We start from the raw sequence: 12,969 nt of genomic DNA on the forward strand, positions 1-12,969 counted from the left end.
CTGGTCGATGTCCCGTGCACCTTCGCGCCGTCGGACAGCGCCTTTCGCGAGCGCGCATGCGGCGGCCTGCCGCGCGGCGGGCACCGGACGCACGAACTCTGGACCGGCTGACTTTGCCGAAATTGCCCGGCGGTCACCTCACGGCAGAGCGGCCGTAACAATGATCTCGACCTTGTAGTCGGGCGTCGCGAGGCGAACCTCGCCCGTGGCGCGCGCCGGCGCGTGGACGCCGCCGATCCATTTTTCCCACTCGACGTTCATCGCGGCGAAGTCCGCCATGTCCGCAAGCCAGATGGTGGCCTGAAGAATCCGCGAGCGGTCGGTGCCTGCTTCGGCGAGCAGGCTGTCGATCTGTGCGAGCACGGCACGCGTCTGCGCCGGCACGTCGGGCCCGAGCGCGACCTGACCGGCCAGATAGACGATGCCGCCGTGGATAACGGCCTGGCTCATGCGGGGGCCGGAATGCAAACGCTGGATGCTCATGAAAATCTCCTTCTCGCTGTGTCCGTCACGATGAATAACGTTTGATGTCAAGCCCTTCCGGATCGATCGGTGGCGCCGTGCCGCTGATGAGGCTTGCAATCAGCCGGCCGGAACCGCAGGCCATTGTCCAGCCGAGCGTGCCGTGGCCGGTATTGAGGAAGAGGCCCGGCACCGGTGTCGCGCCGATGATCGGTGGACCGTCGGGCGTCATCGGACGGAGCCCGCTCCAGTATCCCGTCTCCTGCAGATCGGCCGCGCCGGGGAACAGGTCGTTGACGCAGTGCAGGAGCGTTTCCTGGCGGCGGGCCGGCAGGCTGTTGTCGTACCCCGAGATCTCGGCCATGCCGCCGACGCGGATACGGTCGCCGAGCCGCGTGAGGGCGACCTTGTAGCTTTCGTCGAGCAGGGTCGAAACGGGCGCCCGCTCCGGTTCGGCGATCGGCAACGTTATCGAATAGCCTTTCACGGGATAGACCGGCAGGCGCACGCCGAGCGGTTGCACCAGCCGCGGCGCGTGACTGCCGAGCGCCACGAGCACGGCATCCGCTGCGAGTCTGCCCTGCGTCGTCCGCACCGCGCTGACCCGGCCTGATGCTGTTTCCACCGCTTCGATGTCGGTATCATACCAGAAGCACACACCCCGTGATGCAAGCCATTCCGCGAGTGCAGCCGTGAATTTGTAGCAATCGCCGGTTTCGTCGCCGGGCAAACGGAGCCCGCCCACGAAACGGTCGCGCGATGCCGCAAGACCGGGCTCCGCGCGCACGCAGCCGTCGCGGTCCAGGACTTCGTAGGATACGCCGTAGGACTGGAGCACGGCGATGTCGTCCGCGCTGGCATCGAGTTGCTTCTGTGTCCGGAAAAGCTGCAGCGTGCCGAGCGTCCGCTGGTCGTAGTCGAGCGGCAGCCGTTCGCGCAGTGCGGCAAGCTCGTCGCGGCTGAACTCGGCAAGGCGCACCATCCGGCTTTTGTTCAGCGCGTAGCGCGCCGCGGTACAGTTGCGCAGCATCGCGACGATCCAGCGCACCATTGCAAGATCGAGCTTCGGGCGCAGGATGAGCGGCGCATGGCGCATGAAGAGCCAGCGCATCGCCTTCAGTGGAATCCCCGGTGCGGCCCACGGCGAGGCGTATCCCGGCGAAACCTCGCCTGCGTTGGCGAAGCTCGTTTCGAGTGCCGGACCGGGCTGTCGATCGATCACCGTCACCTCGTGGCCCGCTTCCGCGAGATAATAGGCCGATGTGATGCCGACGACGCCCGCACCCAGGACCGCAACCTTCATTCTGCTATCTCCAAAGTCGCCGCTGCGGCAGTTTGATGCCCAATAACGATGCGTTCCGAGCGCGTACCGAGCCGTGTGAGAATTTCGTAAGCGATGGTTCCGGCATCGCGCGCGACGTCTGCGAGCGATTGGGAAGGGCCGAGCAGTTCGACGAAGTCGCCTTCTGCAAGTGCATCGGGCGCAAGCGCGGTCAGATCGACCGTCATGCTGTCCATCGAAACGCGGCCGACGATCGGCAGCCGCTGTCCCGCGTGCCACGCCGATCCCGTGTCCCCCAGGCTGCGCGGCCAGCCGTCGGCGTAGCCGATGCCCAGCGTTGCAAGACGGCGGCGTGACGGCGCGGCATAGTCGAGCCCGTAGCCGACGCCGACACCGGCCTCGACATCCCGTATCTGAAGGATACGCGCGTCGAGCTGGACCACCGGGCGCATCGGTGCGCTGCGTGAATGGGGTTGCACGCCGTAGAGCGCGATGCCGGGCCGAACGAGATCGCAGTGAAAGGTGGTGGACAGAAAGGCCCCGCCGCTATTGGCGATCGAAGCCGGTACTGCGGCAAACAGCGAACGCAGTTCCTGAAAGCGCGCGCGCTGTTCGGCGTTTTCTGCGCGGCCCGGTTCGTCTGCGCAGGCAAGATGCGTCATGACCAGGCGAAGCGGCACGTCCCGTGCGAATTCCGGGTCCGCCGCCAGCGACGCGGCGGCAGCCGCATCGAGCCCGAGGCGCGACATGCCGCTGTCCACCTGGAGCATGGCGGGAAGCGGCCTGCCCTTCGCGCGTGCAAGGCCGCGCCAGCGCGCGACCTGGCTCAAAGCGTTCAGGACGGGCAGAAAGCCATGTGCCGCGCAGGCGGCTTCAGCGCCGGGTTCGAGGCCGCTCAGGATCACGATCTCGGCGTCCTTGCCGAGCGTATCCATCACGTTCAGGGCTTCGCTCAACTGCGCGACAAAGAAGACGCGGCAGCCCGCGTTGTAGAGAGCGGGGGCAACGTCCCGCGCGCCGAGGCCGTAGGCATCCGCCTTGATCGCAGCACCGCAGGCGGCGGGCGCGACGTGGCTGGCCACTGCGCGATAATTGGCGCGAATGGCGCCGAGATCGACAGTCAGCCTGGAAAACGCCGTTTTGAAATGTCCGGACATGCCGCCTCCTGAAAGGAGTGTATCCGCACTGCGTTCGAATTTTTCGCTTCTGTGATGTTTGAAGTCGCAATTATTTTAGATTATTGAAATCATATTCGATGTTCTGGAATAAAATTCATGATCTCGCTCGACGATATCGACCGCAAGATTCTCACCGAACTCAGGCTCAACGCGCGCATCCCCAACAACGCTCTTGCGCAGAAGGTCGGGCTTTCCGCATCGGCATGTCTCCGCCGTGTCGGCCTTCTCGAAAAATCCGGCGTGATCCGCGGCTATACGGCGATCGTCACAGGGGCGTTGCCCGAGGAAGGGACCGTCGCGATCGTTCAGGTCGAACTCGAGCGGCAGACTGAAGAGTTTTTGTCGCGCTTCGAGGCGGCGCTGCGGAAGCACCCGGAGATTGAGGAATGGCATCTGATGACCGGCGCCGGCGATTATATCTTGCGTATTCAGATCGCCGGCATCGACGATTACGGGCAGTTCCACAGGGATGTGCTGTCGCGCCTGCCGGGCGTGTCGCGCATCACGTCGAGCTTCGCGATGCGAAGTCACAGGCGCGCATAGGCCGCCGGCTGCGATCCCGGGGCAGTCTTGCCAAAGCCCTGCCTAGTGGAGCAGCATTTGATGCAGGCCGTTCGGTACGCACTGCGCGGGCGTGTCCGCCGCGACGACCCGGAGCCCCGTTGCGTCTTCCAACATGGACCGGATAAGCGGAACCACGGCGCTGCCGCCTGTCAGCACAATGCCGTGATTGTGGATGTCCTGGCTGAGCTCTGGCGATGTACCGCCAAGGACATCCAGAACGACCTCGACGATTTCCCCAACATGCCTTCCGACGACCGTATCGAGTTCCTTGAGGCTGATATCGATCGTGGTCGGCATTCCTGAGGTGAGGCTGCGTCCCTTCACTGCTATTGTACCCGCTGCTCCGGGCCTGGTCTGCCGCTGCGCGACATAGTCCTGTTTGACGCGCTCCGCCGTCGTGTCGCCGATCAGGAACTTGTGGCGGAAGTGCAAGGAATCCGCGATCGCCTGGTCGAGCGATGCGCCGCCGATACGCACCGAGCGCGTGAGGCAGATCCCGCCGAGCGAGAGCACCGCGACTTCGGTGGTTCCCGCGCCGCATTCCACCAGCATCGTTCCTGTCGCTGCCGAAACCGGGAGTCCGGCGCCGATCGCCGCCGCAAACGGCTCCGCGACGAGGCGGACAGAACCGATACCCGCGTCGCGCGCGGCTGTCAGCAGCGCGCTGCGTTCGGCCATTGTCGCATCGGCGGGAACGCCGATCACCGTGCGAACCGGACCCGACCGCTTGCGACCGAGTGCCTTGGGAACGGCGTATCGCAGCAGTTCGCGCGCTGAATCAATATCCTGAAGCACGCCGCGGCGGAGCGGCCGTTTGATTTCGAGATTTCCCGTGGTGCGATCGACCATTGCCTGTGCGCTCATGCCCGCGGCGATGAGACCCGGCGCGACCCCGGACTTGCTGAAGCAGCAAAGCGAGGGCTCGTCGAAGACGACGCCTTCGTCGCGCCGTATCACCCGCAGGTTGGCGGTCCCGAAATCGATCGCGAGATCGGGCTTCCGTGAGAAAAATGAAGCCATGGAAGACGCTTATCAGGCGTCCTCGCCCCTGTCTCTCCATATTGCGGCACCGAAGACCTTCCGCGCTTATCCTCCGCCAGGCGTGTCCGACCGCAGGGCGCAGTTAGACATGTGGGTTCAAGGGCGCCGTGCCGGACGTTCGACAAAAAAGGGTCGAGGCATAGCGTGATTGTCAGCTGGCGTGCCGCTTTTCCGCATGGTGCTCTGCGTATGAGAACAGCGCTTCGAGATCTTCGCGGCTGATATCGAAGCTATCATGCATGTCCTCGAGGGCGGCATCGATATCCTGCAGTTTTACACCGTTCTGGACGCGGACCGGCACCGCTGGTTGATGCGGGTAGCTGTGGCCGCTCAAACGGTGGAACAGCATGGCAATCCCGACAAGCGCGATGGAATTGATGCCAACGGGCATGAAGGCAAATTCATAGCCCGACGCATGGACCGCGTGGCTGCCGATGACCGCCGTGAGCGCGGATGCGCCGCCGGGTGGATGCAGGCACCTGAGGAGTGACATGACGAGGATCGCAGCACCGACGGCAACCCCTGCCGCAAGCACGAGGTCGGGGATCGCCCGGAACACGGCGACGCCGACCAGCGAGGAAATGACATTGCCGCCGATGACCGGCCAGGGCTGCGCCATCGGACTGCTGGGTACGGCGAAGACGAGCACGGCCGATGCGCCGAGCGGCGCGGCGATGAAGGGAAGGTCGGATCTCGTGAAGGGAAGGGCTGAACAGAGCAGAATTGTGAACAGGATACCAATTGCCGCGCCAAGGCTCGCAATGGCGCGATCTCGAAAATCGGCACCTGTCAGAATGGGACGGAAAAAGCGCACGGGGAGAAGGCCACTTCGTACTGTGATGAATCGCTGGTCACGAATGCTGCGGCCGCGCGTTCGTGACCAGAAAGACCTATTTGATGCGCCTAAACAAACGCCTTCCGGGTCGTCGTGAGTCAGGCCGCGAGCAGCGCGTCGGCGGGGCCGAAAAACTCATGATGAATGCGCCCAGCAGGCACACGAGCGAGCGACCAAGGCCGACACGGCGTCGCGCAGGAATGGGCGCCGGTCGGGCAGCCGGCGGCGGAGGAGGGGGCAAGACCGGGCCGTGTCTTGCAGGGATAAGCCCGTGTTTTCCGCTGTTTTCATCCTGACCTGTCTCGCCCCGCCGGTCCGCGATGGAAATAGCCTTCGGGTTGAGCGCGGGCACGTCTGGCTGATTGATATCAATGCGACAGGGCGGGCGCTGCCGAGGGCGCGGCGATCACGCGGCCCTGGCGAACTTCTTGACCTTGATATCGTGCTCGTGCGCGCGGGCCTGGGCGAGGTCATAGGTGGTCTGCATGCGCAGCAGTGTGTCCGCCTTCACGCCGAATGCCTTCTCGAACCGGATCGCCATGTCGGCAGACAGGCTGGCACTGCCGTTCAGCAGGTTGCTCAGAGCCTGCCGGGACACCCCGAAATGCTCTGCCAGCGCGGTCACGCTCACGCCTGCGGGCTCGACGATTTCGGTCTTCAGCCAGTCCCCGACATGGACCGCGAGAGACGGGTGCATCCTAAGCGCCATGATAGTCCTCCAAATCCATATCGATCAGCGCGCCCTCGTCATTGATGCGGAACGTCAGGCGCCAGTTTCGTGTCACCGTCATCGACCAGCTTCCCTTGCGGTCGCCCGTCAGCTCATGCAGCCCGAAGTTCGGCGGTATGGCCAGCTCCTCAAGGTCTTCGGCGGCGTCTATGTACGCGAGCATCTTGCGGAGTCTGCCGGTGTCGCCGACAAGGCCCTTGGGATTGCCGGTTTCGAAGAACCGCCGCAGGCCTTTGTGGCGGATGCTCACGATCTCCATGGCGCGACTCTGATGCAGGGCTTATCGTTTGTCAAGTGTCACTTGTCGCTTGACGAAATCGGTCGCGGCATGATCGGGCGACGGCGCGCCCCAACCGAACGAACCGGACCGAACCGACCCTCGACGGGGGCGTCGTCGATGCCATCCGCGCGGGACGTGGTGGTCAAAGTGCGCTTGCGGGCGCGAGGGGAGGGCACCCCGCGCCCGCGTGCGCTTCAGGCGGCGAGCCTCGTGGTTTCCGCGTTTGGCGCATCCGCTGCGACCGGCTCCGGCCCGGCTTCGGCGTAACGCGACGCCGGGAACCGCATCCAGCGCGGCACCCAGCGCGCGGTGCGCGGACGGCCGTTGCTGCCACTGAGATGGTCGGCGAGGATCGACCGGAGCACCTTGCCCGCCGCGCCGTGATTGGCGTCGGCGATCGTCTTGCCCGCCACCTCGGCAACGAGTGCGGAGAGGTTTCCCTTGTCGCGGACGAGGCCGAGGAAGGCGTCGTCGGCCTGCCACCAGTCGGCCATGTCGATGCCGAGATGGACGCCGAGCGCGGCGATGACGGGATCGCCCGCCGCGAGCGTTTCGCCCATGACGACGGCGAGGATATCGAGAACGACACCGTCGGGAAGCTCGGCGAGACGCAGGAACAGCGCGGCAAGGTCGCGTACGCCGTAGGCGCCGATGACGCTCGGGCAGTCGGCGTCGAGTCCGAGCACGTCGAGGACGGCGCGGCGCTTGCTGTCGAACGCGGTTTCTCCGGCGGAGGTTTCGACGCTTTCGGCGACGGCGTCGCTGGGCGCCGTCTGCGGTTCACGGCGGACCGACCACAGGGTGGAACCGCAGACCGCGTGCGCGAGCATGAGGCGGAGCGCGGCACCGGGATGCGCGGTGAGCACGGCGCGGACGGCGGCATGGCGGTGGAGGTCGAGATAGGCGCGGAGCGACTTGCTGATCTCGGCGCGCGGCAACGGGGCGGGCGCGGCATCGGCGCCGCCTTCGCGAAGCCGTTTCGCCTCGCGGCGGGTGATATAGCCTTCGTGGAAGACGACCTCGCCGGTGCGGCGCACGTCGATGTAGACGCGTCCGCCCTTGCGCCGCGCGCATTTCTCATGCTCCCAGCTTTGGAACGGCGTGTCGGGGCCAAGGATGACGACCTCCTGCCATCCCGCCGCGCGGTACGCGTCGGCGCGGGCGGCGACGGCGGCGTTCTGCGCGGTCCAGAACGCGTCGGCATCGGCGAACCAGCGCGTTTCCCTGAACAGGTCTTCGGCAATCGCGAGGCCGCTCGCATCGACATCGAACAGCGCGTGATCGGCGGGAATGGACGCGCCGCCGAAGAGCCCTGCCCTCAGGCGCTCGCCGGTGGGGGCGTGGCTGTCCGCGTCATCGAGACGCGCAAGCCATGCCTGCTGCTGGCGCTTGGTGGCAAGGGTGAGGTGGCGGATGCTCGCAGTGTCGATGTCGCCGCGCCGGTAGAGGCTGCGGAGGCGCGGCAGCAGGTTGCCGAGCGCGAGGATGCGGCGGACGGCGCTGTCCGCAAGCCCGAACGTCGCGGCGATGTCGGCGGGCGTGCGGCCTTCGCGGGTAAGGCGCACGAAGGTTTCCCACTGGGCGACCTCGTCGGGGTCGAGCCGGGCGAGGTTCTCGATGAGGGAGGCCTCGACGGCGGCGTCATCGTCGCTGTCGTCGATGATCGCGCAGGGTAGCATCGCGGCGCCTGCGTCGTCCGGACGTTCGGCGGCGACGGCGAGCGCGGCGTGGAAGCGGCGACGTCCGGCGACGATTTCGAAGGTGCCGCATGGCCCGCCCGCCCGGACGAGGATGGGGACGAGCACGCCGCGCGCACGGACCGAGGGGAGGATGTCGCCGACATCGGGCGGGCGCTTGCCGTGGCGCATGTTGGCGCGGCTGACGCTGAGATCGGCTCGTCGCGTTTTCCGAGCTGGCGGTGGCGCCTCAATGCGGAGGATGCTGCGGAATAGGTCCCTTGAAGCCGTTGCTCTGATTGCCAGAAATGCAGGTTTTGAGGTGCCGGTGTGCCGAGTTGGACGATTAAATTTCGGCGGCGAGCCGTCGTACTTTGTGCGTTTTGGATGAGGCCAGCCCGACTTCGGCGGTCTGAACCTGTCTGATCCGGCTCCCGCGCGGTGTGTGCGGGTCGGCTTTGCCTTTGGTCCGGCCGGGCCGGTCCTGCAACCCGCTGACGCGGGTCTTCCACTTCGTTCCAGCCCTGCGGGTGCAGGCCCGGCCCATGATGCCGGACCTGTCGGCGCTCCGCCGCCCACCCCGCTCTTCCGCCGGGTCCGGCTGCGGGAGGGAGAATGCTGATGGACCCGAACGAAATCCCCGACGCCGAGCCCGATGCCCGGATGCTTGCCGCCATCCGGCAGACCTTCCGGCGGATGCCGAAACTGACCCGCACCGTGTTCGAGCTGCACCGCCATGATGGCCTCGACTACCCCGCCATCGCCGCGCGGCTGCGCATCAGCGTCGCCGAGGTCGAGCGGCACGTGTCGCTGGCACTGCGGCAACTCTGGTCCGCGCTTCATCATCTGCTTTGGGAGGAGAAAGGTGCCCGCGCGGGCTTCAGGGAGGATCGAGGACCGCGCGGGGCTTTCTCTATATGGGGTTGGCAAGTAACGCTTTAGAGGCGAGTCTGTGAGCATGAAGACGGGACTCGAACATCTTCCGGAAGGCAAAAGGTGCGAGCTTGAGCGCGTCGCCGCGCTGCTGCGCGAGGGCTTTGCCGAGGCGATCCGTCACCGCACGCAGCCGCGCTACCGGGAAGGCCGGCTCCTCAAGATCATCCTGTTCGGCAGCTACGCGCGCGGCGACTGGGTCGAAGACCCGGTCGGCCGCTACTTTTCCGACTATGACATCCTCGTTGTCGTGAACCACGAGGACCTGACCGACGTTCCCGAGTTCTGGCAGAAGACCGAGGACCGGCTGCTTGCCGAGGTCGGCGAGGGCAAGGTCCGAACGCCGGTCAGCGTCATCTACCACAGCCTTGAGGACGTGAACGAGAAGCTCAAGCTCGGGCGGTACTTCTTCACCGACATTGTCAGGGACGGCATCGTGCTGTTCGAGGAGCCGGGCCACCCGTTCGAAACGCCGCGCAAGCTGACCCCGGCCGAAGCGCTCAAGGAAACGCAGGACTACTACGAAGAGTGGTTCGAAAGTGCGGCAAACTTCGACGCTCTGGCGCACGATGCGATAGATAAAGGTATGCTCAAAGAAGCGGCCTTCTTGCTTCATCAGGCCACAGAGCGTTACTACCACACGCTCTTTCTGGTTCGCACTTTGTACTCGCCCAAGACGCACAACCTGAACCGGCTGCGGTCGCAAACCGAGGCGCTGGAGCCCCGGCTTCGCGAGGTGTGGCCGGGCTCAACCAAGTTCGAGCGGCGCTGCTACGAGCTGCTGCGCGCCGCCTATGTGAAGGCGCGCTACTCGCCGTTATGCCGAGTTCGGCATAAGCGCGATTATGCCGAGTGCGCAACTATGCCGAGCGGGCGCGGGACACCCGTGCTTTCCCGTAACTTGGCGGTGATCGGCTCGGCATAGTTTTTAGCATCCGATCTGGGACATTTGATGCGGCTTTGCGGCAATGAGGTCTTGCTACCGTGCGTGAAGATGGCGAGACTCCCAGCATGAAGAATGATGTCGATCATCTGCCACCGGCGCAGCAGGAAGAACTGGCGCTGGCAACGCGGATATTGATGGATGAATTTACCGTCGCGACCTCGCGCGCAACGCAGCCGTGGACGAAGAACGGCAAGGTCCGCAAGATCGTCCTGTTCGGCAGCTATGCGCGCGGCGACTGGGTCGACGAGCCCGAGAACGGCTATCAGTCGGATTATGATCTGCTGATCATCGTGAGCCACGCCGACCTTACCGAGATCGCGGATTATTGGTATGTGGCCGAGGACAAGATCCTGCGCGACGCCGCAATCTCGCGGCCCGTCAACATCATCGTCCACACGCTCGACGAGGTAAACCGCGGCCTCTCGCGCGGCGAATATTTTTGGGTCGACATCGCGCGCGATGGGGTGGTGCTGTACGATCTGCCGGGAAGCGAGCTGGCTACCCCTATGCCACTGACGGCGGCCGATGCCCATGAAATGGCTAGCGAATATTTTGCAGAGTGGCTGCCGAGCATCGACCGGGCTTTGGCTACAGCGAAAGACCAGGAGCTGAAGGGCGCAGATGATCTTGGCTGGCGCAAAGATGCTGCGTTCTCCTTCCACCAGGCTGCGGAGCGGGCGTACACCTGCTTCCTTCTGGTGCGCAGCCAGTATGTCCCGCGTTCGCATAATCTGAAGTTCTTGCGTTCGCTCGCCGAGGACCGGGAGCCGCGGCTCGTCGGGGCGTGGCCGCGAGCGACGAAGGTCGATCGCCGACGCTTCGAGCTGGCAAAACGCGCGTATGTCGAGGCTCGCTACTCGGCTGCGTACGCCATCGACAGCGACGATCTGCAGGCGATCCGCGCTGCTGTGACCATGCTGCGCGACACGGTCGAGACAGTGTCGCGCGAATGGCTCGATGGGCTCCGGCAGAAGGCCGACCTCTGAGCGCTGCGGCGGTGCAGGCTACAGCGCGTCGAGGAAAGCCAGCAGTCGATCTTCCGGTTCGAACCGCCCGGATCGCTTCACATTATGCGGCCGGAGCTTGGCGAGCGCGGCGGTCTTGAGCGCGATATGCGCATGGAGATAGGTCTGCGTCGTCTGGATCGACTCATGCCCGAGCCACAGCGCGATCACCGACAGATCGACACCCGCCTGGAGCAGTTCCATCGCGGCGGTGTGCCGAAGGACATGCGGCGATACCCGCTTGTGCCGCAGCGACGGGCAATACGCGCGCGCGGTCCCGACATGCTTGGCGAGCAGATACTGGATCGCGTCAGGGCTGAGGCGGCCGCCATGGATCGTGGGGAATAGAGCCGATGCTCCGCCGCGTGGCGGCTCCTTCAGCCAGCACTGCATCGCGGCGCGGACCTGACCCGCGAGCGGCGTGCGCCGTTCCTTGCGGCCCTTGCCGACGCACCGGACATGCGCGCCAGTGCCCAGCGTGATGTCGCTGCGATCGAGGCTGGCGATCTCCGAAAGGCGCAGACCCGTCTGGATCGCGAAGAGCAGCAGCATATGATCGCGGCGGCCGAGCCAGTCTGCCCGATCGGGCGCGGCGAGGATCGCGTCGATCTCCGGGCGCGACAGGAAATGGACCTCGCGCTTCTCGGTAAGCTTGCCGGGTATCGCGAGAATGCGCTGTATCTGTCCGCTGCTCGCGGGCTCCTCGAAGGCGAGGAAGCGGAAGAAGGCGCGTATCGCCGTCAGCCGGAGGTTGCGGGTCCTGGCTCCGATCGCGCGGTCCGCTTCGAGATCGTCGAGGAAGGCGATGATGAAGGGGGCATTGGGATCGGCGAGATCGAGGTGCGAAGGTGGCTTCCCGAGCCTGCGCTGGGCAAAGCGAAGCAGCAACCGGAACGTATCGCGGTAGGAGGCGACGGTGTGTGGGCTGACGCCGCGCTGATGCATGAGGCGCTCAGCGAAATAGCGCTCGATCAGCGGCGCGATGGACGGGGAGCGACTCATGACACCTGCTCCCACCGGGCATCGAGCCGCCGCGCGGCATGCTCCATCAGCTCGGGACAGGCCGACAGATACCAATAGGTGCAGCTGGTATGGCTGTGCCCCAGATAGGTCGACAGGATGGGCAATCGCTGCTCGACATCATCGCCGGCCCGATACCATCGCAGTAGCGTGGCGACCGCATAGCTGTGGCGCAGGTCGTGAATGCGCGGGCCGCGATAGGCATCGCCGGGGCGGCGGAGACCCAGCTGGCGAGCGACGGTCCGAAATATCAGATGGATCGCGCTATGATTTAGCGCGCGCCCCTGTTCGCCGACGAAGAATGCTGGGCTGATCGGCGTGGAAAAGAGTGCGTCGCGGCGCCTGGCGTAATCCGTGAGCACGGCGGCGGCCGTCGAATGGATCGGAACGAGCCGGGACTTACCGAACTTGGTGTCGCGAATGGTCAGAAGACCGACGTCGAGATCGACATCTTCGCGCCTTATCCTGAGGGCTTCACCGATCCGCAAGCCGGTCGCCACCAGCAAGCCGAATATGCAGTAATAGGTCCAGCGATGCAGCCCCTTTGCCGAGCGAACCGCCAGCATCGCATCGAGCAGGCTGCCGATCTCCTGGTCGCTATAGATATGGGGCGTTCGGCGCTGCCTTGCCGCGAGGATGTCCGCCGGCGGAATCTGATGCCGCGGCTCGGTGCTCGACAAATGCCTGGCAAAGGTGCGGACGGCCGACAGGCGCCCCGGCCAGGTTGACGGGCTTGCCTCGCTGGTCGCCCAGTCGAGGGCAAGGCTGGTGGTGATGATCGCCGCGCCGTGTTGCTCCATGTAAGCGACGAACCGCGCGAGCAGATAGGCCTCGCATCGCAGCTTGTATCCGAACCCGCGGCGCATGGCGATGTAGCGATCGAGCGCGTCCCTTAGCGGGCTCATTGCACAGCTCCCGGCCACGGCACGCTCAGGGTGCGAAGACTTGCCAGATCGACCTTCGCGTAGATGCGTGAACTGTCAGGACAGGTAGCTTGCCGCGACTACGGCAGCTTCGT

At 65.2% G+C, this 12,969-nt stretch carries 14 protein-coding genes; 4 read left to right on the plus strand and 10 right to left on the minus strand.

Annotation, left to right across the window (positions count from 1 at the left end; genetic code table 11):
* Window positions 1-138: 138 nt before the first annotated feature.
* The 3 genes from AAC014_RS14765 to alr are packed head-to-tail and all read right to left on the minus strand — an operon-like array spanning window position 139 to window position 2,901.
* Window positions 139-483, minus strand: coding sequence for a RidA family protein (locus tag AAC014_RS14765; RefSeq protein WP_339709878.1), 345 nt, complete (start codon window positions 481-483; stop codon window positions 139-141).
* A 25-nt stretch (window positions 484-508) separates the two neighbouring features.
* Window positions 509-1,765: a D-amino acid dehydrogenase gene (locus tag AAC014_RS14770; RefSeq protein ID WP_339709880.1), complete on the minus strand. Its 1,257-nt coding sequence runs from the start codon at window positions 1,763-1,765 to the stop codon at window positions 509-511.
* Window positions 1,762-2,901, minus strand: coding sequence for an alanine racemase (alr, locus tag AAC014_RS14775; protein WP_339709883.1), 1,140 nt, complete (start codon window positions 2,899-2,901; stop codon window positions 1,762-1,764). Before alr ends, AAC014_RS14770 begins: the two co-directional genes overlap by 4 nt.
* Window positions 2,902-3,018: 117 nt before the next feature.
* Here alr and AAC014_RS14780 point away from each other — a divergent pair, with 117 nt between their 5' ends.
* On the plus strand, window positions 3,019-3,465 hold the full coding sequence (locus AAC014_RS14780) for an Lrp/AsnC family transcriptional regulator (RefSeq protein ID WP_339709886.1): 447 nt from the start codon (window positions 3,019-3,021) through the stop codon (window positions 3,463-3,465).
* Window positions 3,466-3,507: 42 nt separating this feature from the next.
* On the opposite strand, the gene AAC014_RS14785 is transcribed toward AAC014_RS14780, so the two are convergent.
* From AAC014_RS14785 to AAC014_RS14805, 5 genes are all read right to left on the minus strand, one after another.
* Window positions 3,508-4,506, minus strand: a complete 999-nt coding sequence (locus AAC014_RS14785) for a rod shape-determining protein (protein ID WP_339709889.1) — start codon at window positions 4,504-4,506, stop codon at window positions 3,508-3,510.
* A gap of 172 nt (window positions 4,507-4,678) precedes the next feature.
* The gene (locus AAC014_RS14790; protein WP_339709892.1) at window positions 4,679-5,341 is read right to left on the minus strand and encodes an HPP family protein; all 663 of its coding nucleotides are present in this window, start codon (window positions 5,339-5,341) and stop codon (window positions 4,679-4,681) included.
* A 427-nt stretch (window positions 5,342-5,768) separates the two neighbouring features.
* Window positions 5,769-6,071: a HigA family addiction module antitoxin gene (locus AAC014_RS14795; protein ID WP_339709894.1), complete on the minus strand. Its 303-nt coding sequence runs from the start codon at window positions 6,069-6,071 to the stop codon at window positions 5,769-5,771.
* Window positions 6,061-6,351, minus strand: coding sequence for a type II toxin-antitoxin system RelE/ParE family toxin (locus AAC014_RS14800; protein WP_339709897.1), 291 nt, complete (start codon window positions 6,349-6,351; stop codon window positions 6,061-6,063). The genes AAC014_RS14795 and AAC014_RS14800 overlap by 11 nt, the downstream gene beginning before the upstream one ends.
* Before the next feature lie 215 nt (window positions 6,352-6,566).
* On the minus strand, window positions 6,567-8,312 hold the full coding sequence (locus tag AAC014_RS14805) for a ParB/RepB/Spo0J family partition protein (protein ID WP_339710043.1): 1,746 nt from the start codon (window positions 8,310-8,312) through the stop codon (window positions 6,567-6,569).
* 357 nt (window positions 8,313-8,669) lie between these two features.
* Between AAC014_RS14805 and AAC014_RS14810 the strand changes: the two genes are divergently transcribed.
* The 3 genes from AAC014_RS14810 to AAC014_RS14820 all read left to right on the plus strand — a co-directional run bounded on the left by AAC014_RS14810 (window position 8,670) and on the right by AAC014_RS14820 (window position 10,913).
* Window positions 8,670-8,990 (plus strand): sigma-70 region 4 domain-containing protein, encoded by a 321-nt coding sequence (locus AAC014_RS14810; RefSeq protein ID WP_339709899.1) that lies wholly within the window; start codon window positions 8,670-8,672, stop codon window positions 8,988-8,990.
* Between the two features lie 16 nt (window positions 8,991-9,006).
* Window positions 9,007-9,906: a HEPN domain-containing protein gene (locus tag AAC014_RS14815; protein WP_339709901.1), complete on the plus strand. Its 900-nt coding sequence runs from the start codon at window positions 9,007-9,009 to the stop codon at window positions 9,904-9,906.
* Between the two features lie 86 nt (window positions 9,907-9,992).
* The gene (locus tag AAC014_RS14820) at window positions 9,993-10,913 is read left to right on the plus strand and encodes a HEPN domain-containing protein (protein ID WP_339709904.1); all 921 of its coding nucleotides are present in this window, start codon (window positions 9,993-9,995) and stop codon (window positions 10,911-10,913) included.
* 18 nt (window positions 10,914-10,931) lie between these two features.
* On the opposite strand, the gene AAC014_RS14825 is transcribed toward AAC014_RS14820, so the two are convergent.
* The gene (locus AAC014_RS14825) at window positions 10,932-11,933 is read right to left on the minus strand and encodes a tyrosine-type recombinase/integrase (protein WP_339709906.1); all 1,002 of its coding nucleotides are present in this window, start codon (window positions 11,931-11,933) and stop codon (window positions 10,932-10,934) included.
* Entirely contained in the window at window positions 11,930-12,856 is a 927-nt protein-coding gene (locus AAC014_RS14830; protein WP_339709908.1) for a tyrosine-type recombinase/integrase, read from the minus strand. The genes AAC014_RS14825 and AAC014_RS14830 overlap by 4 nt, the downstream gene beginning before the upstream one ends.
* Between the last annotated feature and the right edge of the window lie 113 nt (window positions 12,857-12,969).

The sequence above is a fragment of the uncultured Sphingosinicella sp. genome (assembly GCF_963974575.1).
GTDB lineage: Bacteria > Pseudomonadota > Alphaproteobacteria > Sphingomonadales > Sphingomonadaceae > Sphingosinicella.

Coding starts and splice junctions, on each gene's coding strand:
- AAC014_RS14800 (WP_339709897.1), bottom strand. CDS start 6,351: ATGGAGATCGTGAGCATCCGCCACAAAGGCCTGCGGCGGTTCTTCGAA.
- AAC014_RS14785 (WP_339709889.1), bottom strand. CDS start 4,506: ATGGCTTCATTTTTCTCACGGAAGCCCGATCTCGCGATCGATTTCGGG.
- AAC014_RS14830 (WP_339709908.1), bottom strand. CDS start 12,856: ATGAGCCCGCTAAGGGACGCGCTCGATCGCTACATCGCCATGCGCCGC.
- AAC014_RS14810 (WP_339709899.1), top strand. CDS start 8,670: ATGGACCCGAACGAAATCCCCGACGCCGAGCCCGATGCCCGGATGCTT.
- AAC014_RS14825 (WP_339709906.1), bottom strand. CDS start 11,933: ATGAGTCGCTCCCCGTCCATCGCGCCGCTGATCGAGCGCTATTTCGCT.
- AAC014_RS14765 (WP_339709878.1), bottom strand. CDS start 483: ATGAGCATCCAGCGTTTGCATTCCGGCCCCCGCATGAGCCAGGCCGTT.
- AAC014_RS14770 (WP_339709880.1), bottom strand. CDS start 1,765: ATGAAGGTTGCGGTCCTGGGTGCGGGCGTCGTCGGCATCACATCGGCC.
- AAC014_RS14815 (WP_339709901.1), top strand. CDS start 9,007: ATGAAGACGGGACTCGAACATCTTCCGGAAGGCAAAAGGTGCGAGCTT.
- AAC014_RS14820 (WP_339709904.1), top strand. CDS start 9,993: ATGAAGAATGATGTCGATCATCTGCCACCGGCGCAGCAGGAAGAACTG.
- AAC014_RS14780 (WP_339709886.1), top strand. CDS start 3,019: ATGATCTCGCTCGACGATATCGACCGCAAGATTCTCACCGAACTCAGG.
- alr (WP_339709883.1), bottom strand. CDS start 2,901: ATGTCCGGACATTTCAAAACGGCGTTTTCCAGGCTGACTGTCGATCTC.
- AAC014_RS14795 (WP_339709894.1), bottom strand. CDS start 6,071: ATGGCGCTTAGGATGCACCCGTCTCTCGCGGTCCATGTCGGGGACTGG.